The organism is Companilactobacillus tucceti DSM 20183 (assembly GCF_001434665.1).
Lineage (GTDB): Bacteria > Bacillota > Bacilli > Lactobacillales > Lactobacillaceae > Companilactobacillus > Companilactobacillus tucceti.
This window is the reverse complement of the sequence record NZ_AZDG01000033.1, coordinates 1-5330: the sequence shown is the minus strand read 5'-3', so window position 1 is coordinate 5330 and position 5330 is coordinate 1. Positions and strand designations below refer to the sequence as shown.

2 tRNA genes and 3 rRNA genes are annotated in these 5330 nt (G+C 48.0%); all 5 read left to right on the top strand.

The annotated features are described in order from the left end of the window. Window positions 1-293 precede the first annotated feature (293 nt). The 5 genes from FC72_RS10470 to rrf all read left to right on the top strand — a co-directional run bounded on the left by FC72_RS10470 (window position 294) and on the right by rrf (window position 5330). A 16S ribosomal RNA gene (locus FC72_RS10470) occupies window positions 294-1867 on the top strand. Window positions 1868-1948: 81 nt separating this feature from the next. Continuing rightward, window positions 1949-2023: transfer RNA gene (locus FC72_RS10465), tRNA-Ile, on the top strand. A 22-nt stretch (window positions 2024-2045) separates the two neighbouring features. Then, window positions 2046-2118, top strand: a tRNA-Ala gene (locus FC72_RS10460). 112 nt (window positions 2119-2230) lie between these two features. After that, window positions 2231-5147: ribosomal RNA gene (locus FC72_RS10455) — 23S ribosomal RNA — on the top strand. A gap of 66 nt (window positions 5148-5213) precedes the next feature. After that, window positions 5214-5330 (top strand): 5S ribosomal RNA (rrf, locus tag FC72_RS10450). The 16S, 23S and 5S rRNA genes sit together here with 2 tRNA genes alongside, the layout of an rRNA operon.

The window sequence follows — 5330 nt, the reverse complement described above, 5'->3', positions numbered from 1 at the left end:
GTAATATATTACCTGTTGTTGCGACAGAGCAACGGCGACAACGACTTGATGAGTTTCATTCATCTAATCGTTGAAAAAATTATTTTAAAAAGTTGTTGACATTCACTTGTCCAATTGATAAGATAATTAAGTCGCTTGTTAAGAAGTTCACTTCTTATCAAACATGTAGACCTTTGAAAACTGAACAAAGTTTTAACAATCAATTGTGTATATACCTTTTAATTAAGGTTTTGAATTAAGAAACATTGACGAAGTCAATTTTCGCTAGTAATAATTTTTGAGTCACAAACTTTTAATATGAGAGTTTGATCCTGGCTCAGGACGAACGCTGGCGGCGTGCCTAATACATGCAAGTCGAGCGAACTCTGGTAACTGAACGATGGTGCTTGCACCGGAGTGATGATACATTTGAGTGAGCGGCGGATGGGTGAGTAACACGTGGGTAACCTGCCCTAAAGTGGGGGATAACATCTGGAAACAGGTGCTAATACCGCATAACAACATTTACCACATGGTTTATGTTTGAAAGATGGTTCTGCTATCGCTTTAGGATGGACCCGCGGCGTATTAGCTAGTTGGTGAGGTAACGGCTCACCAAGGCAATGATACGTAGCCGACCTGAGAGGGTAATCGGCCACATTGGGACTGAGACACGGCCCAAACTCCTACGGGAGGCAGCAGTAGGGAATCTTCCACAATGGACGAAAGTCTGATGGAGCAACGCCGCGTGAGTGAAGAAGGTTTTCGGATCGTAAAACTCTGTTGTTGAAGAAGAACATGCGTGAGAGTAACTGTTCATGTATTGACGGTATTCAACCAGAAAGCCACGGCTAACTACGTGCCAGCAGCCGCGGTAATACGTAGGTGGCAAGCGTTGTCCGGATTTATTGGGCGTAAAGCGAGCGTAGGCGGTTTATTAAGTCTGATGTGAAAGCCCTCGGCTCAACCGAGGAAGTGCATCGGAAACTGGTAAACTTGAGTGCAGAAGAGGAAAGTGGAACTCCATGTGTAGCGGTGGAATGCGTAGATATATGGAAGAACACCAGTGGCGAAGGCGGCTTTCTGGTCTGTAACTGACGCTGAGGTTCGAAAGCGTGGGTAGCAAACAGGATTAGATACCCTGGTAGTCCACGCCGTAAACGATGAGTGCTAAGTGTTGGAGGGTTTCCGCCCTTCAGTGCTGCAGCTAACGCATTAAGCACTCCGCCTGGGGAGTACGACCGCAAGGTTGAAACTCAAAGGAATTGACGGGGGCCCGCACAAGCGGTGGAGCATGTGGTTTAATTCGAAGCAACGCGAAGAACCTTACCAGGTCTTGACATATCTTGAAAGTCTAAGAGATTAGAGGTTCCCTTCGGGGACAAGAATACAGGTGGTGCATGGTTGTCGTCAGCTCGTGTCGTGAGATGTTGGGTTAAGTCCCGCAACGAGCGCAACCCTTATTACTAGTTGCCAGCATTAAGTTGGGCACTCTAGTGAGACTGCCGGTGACAAACCGGAGGAAGGTGGGGACGACGTCAAATCATCATGCCCCTTATGACCTGGGCTACACACGTGCTACAATGGTCGGTACAACGTGCTGCGAACTCGCGAGGGTAAGCAAATCACTTAAAACCGATCTCAGTTCGGATTGCAGGCTGCAACTCGCCTGCATGAAGCTGGAATCGCTAGTAATCGTGGATCAGCATGCCACGGTGAATACGTTCCCGGGCCTTGTACACACCGCCCGTCACACCATGAGAGTTTGTAACACCCAAAGCCGGTGGGGTAACCTTTTAGGAGCTAGCCGTCTAAGGTGGGACAAATGATTAGGGTGAAGTCGTAACAAGGTAGCCGTAGGAGAACCTGCGGCTGGATCACCTCCTTTCTAAGGAAAAGTGCGAAAGCACAACGGAAATACACAAGTTAAAACTTTGTTTAGTTTTGAGAGGTCTACTCTAGCTTATTTGGGCCTATAGCTCAGCTGGTTTAGAGCGCACGCCTGATAAGCGTGAGGTCGATGGTTCAAGTCCATTTAGGCCCATAGAATTGAATAGTAGTACCATGGGGGTTTAGCTCAGCTGGGAGAGCACCTGCTTTGCAAGCAGGAGGTCATCGGTTCGATCCCGTTAACCTCCATAGGTAAGGAAACTTACCAAACTCGTACCTTGAAAACTGGATATTAAGAAATAATGAATTAAAGAAACACCGAAAACTGCGCGACAAAATGACGCAAGTCATATTTTGTCAAGATTAAGTAACAAAGGGCGTACGGTGGATGCCTAGGCACTAGGAGCCGATGAAGGACGTAACTAACGACGATACGCCTCGGGGAGCTGTAAGTAAGCTTTGATCCGGGGATTTCCGAATGGGGGAACCCAATCATCGTAATGGATGATTACTTATATGTGAATACATAGCATATTAAGAGGAACACGCAATGAACTGAAACATCTAAGTAGTTGCAGGAAGAGAAAGAATATTCGATTCCCTGAGTAGCGGCGAGCGAAACGGGAAGAGCCCAAACCAAAGAGCTTGCTCTTTGGGGTTGTAGGACTGGCGTTATGAGAAAAAAGGCAAGTATAGTTGAATGAGTTGGAAAGCTCAGCCAAAGAGAGTGAAAGCCTCGTAAACGAAATACAAACCACTCTAGCCGGTATCCTGAGTACGGCGGGACACGTGAAACCCCGTCGGAATCTGGGAGGACCATCTCCCAAGGCTAAATACTACCTAGTGACCGATAGTGAACCAGTACCGTGAGGGAAAGGTGAAAAGAACCCCGGAAGGGGAGTGAAATAGATCCTGAAACCGTATGCCTACAAATAGTCAAAGCCCGTTAAGGGGTGATGGCGTGCCTTTTGTAGAATGAACCGGCGAGTTACGTTTACATGCAAGGTTAAGCAGAAAATGCGGAGCCGCAGCGAAAGCGAGTCTGAATAGGGCGAATAAGTATGTAGATGTAGACCCGAAACCAAGTGACCTACCCATGTCCAGGTTGAAAGTGTGGTAAAACACACCGGAGGACCGAACCCATGTATGTTGAAAAATGCTGGGATGAGGTGTGGGTAGCGGTGAAATTCCAAACGAACTTGGAGATAGCTGGTTCTCTCCGAAATAGCTTTAGGGTTAGCCTCGGGGAAAAGGATCATGGAGGTAGAGCACTGTTTGGACTAGGGGCCCGTCTTGGGTTACTGAATTCAGATAAACTCCGAATGCCATTGATCTTTACCCGGGAGTCAGACGGTGAGTGATAAGATCCATCGTCGAAAGGGAAACAGCCCAGATCACCAGTTAAGGTCCCAAAATTCATGCTAAGTGGAAAAGGATGTGGAAACGCATAGACAACTAGGATGTTGGCTTAGAAGCAGCCATTCATTCAAAGAGTGCGTAATAGCTCACTAGTCGAGTGATTCTGCGCCGAAAATGTACCGGGGCTAAGCATGATACCGAAACTGTGGATGCATCGTAAGATGCGTGGTAGGAGAGCGTTGTAAGAGCATTGAAGCTGTACCGTGAGGAGCAGTGGAGTTCTTAGAAGTGAGAATGCCGGTATGAGTAGCGAAAGATCAGTGAGAATCTGATCGGCCGAAAGACTAAGGTTTCCTGGGGAAGGCTCGTCCTCCCAGGGTTAGTCGGGGCCTAAGATGAGACCGAGAGGTGTAATCGATGGATAACGGGTTGATATTCCCGTACTAGTTTATTTTGTTTGAACGATGGAAGGACGCAGGAGGATGATGTGTGCACACAGCTGGAAAAGTGTGTTCAAGCAGTAAGTCTTGGTAAGAGTCAAATGCTTTTACCTATAAGGACAAGCTGTGATGAGGAGCGAAATTTAAGTAGCGAAGCACAGTAACTCACACTGCCGAGAAAAGTTTCTAGTTAGAAATAAACTACCCGTACCGCAAACCGACACAGGTAGTCGAGGAGAGAATCCTAAGGTCAGCGAGTGAACTCTCGTTAAGGAACTCGGCAAAATGACCCCGTAACTTCGGGAGAAGGGGTGCTGGTGTAACAGCCAGCCGCAGTGAATAGGCCCAAACAACTGTTTATCAAAAACACAGGTCTCTGCTAAATCGTAAGATGACGTATAGGGGCTGACGCCTGCCCGGTGCTGGAAGGTTAAGAGGATCAGTTAGCGTAAGCGAAGCTGAGAATTGAAGCCCCAGTAAACGGCGGCCGTAACTATAACGGTCCTAAGGTAGCGAAATTCCTTGTCGGGTAAGTTCCGACCCGCACGAAAGGCGTAATGATTTGGGCACTGTCTCAACGAGAGACTCGGTGAAATTATAATACCCGTGAAGATGCGGGTTACCCGCGACAGGACGGAAAGACCCCATGGAGCTTTACTGTAGCTTGATATTGAGTTTTTGTGTGACATGTACAGGATAGGTAGGAGCCGTAGAAATCGGAACGCTAGTTTCGATAGAGGCGTTGGTGGGATACTACCCTTGTTATATGAAAACTCTAACCTACACCATTTATCGTGGTGAGGGACAGTGTCTGGTGGGCAGTTTGACTGGGGCGGTCGCCTCCTAAAAAGTAACGGAGGCGCTCAAAGGTTCTCTCAGAATGGTTGGAAATCATTCATAGAGTGTAAAGGCACAAGAGAGCTTGACTGCGAGACTGACAAGTCGAGCAGGGACGAAAGTCGGACTTAGTGATCCGGTGGTACCATATGGAAGGGCCATCGCTCAACGGATAAAAGCTACCCTGGGGATAACAGGCTTATCTCCCCCAAGAGTTCACATCGACGGGGAGGTTTGGCACCTCGATGTCGGCTCATCGCATCCTGGGGCTGTAGTCGGTCCCAAGGGTTGGGCTGTTCGCCCATTAAAGCGGTACGCGAGCTGGGTTCAGAACGTCGTGAGACAGTTCGGTCCCTATCCGTCGCGGGCGTAGGAAATTTGAGAGGAGCTGTCCTTAGTACGAGAGGACCGGGATGGACATACCTCTGGTGTACCAGTTGTGCCGCCAGGCGCATCGCTGGGTAGCTACGTATGGACGGGATAAACGCTGAAAGCATCTAAGTGTGAAGCCCCCCTCAAGATGAGATTTCCCATTCCGTAAGGAAGTAAGATCCGTTAAAGATTATGACGTAGATAGGCTGCGGGTGGAAGTGTAGTGATACATGGAGCTGAGCAGTACTAATAGATCGAGGACTTAATCGAGTAAGTGGTTTTCGAGTTTCAATTCATTAACTTAATATCTAGTTTTGAAGGTACGAGTAAGAATAGTGTGGTGGCGATAGCAAGAAGGATACACCTGTTCCCATGCCGAACACAGAAGTTAAGCTTCTTAACGCCGAAAGTAGTTGGTGGGAAACTACCCGCGAGGATAGGTAGTTGCCACGC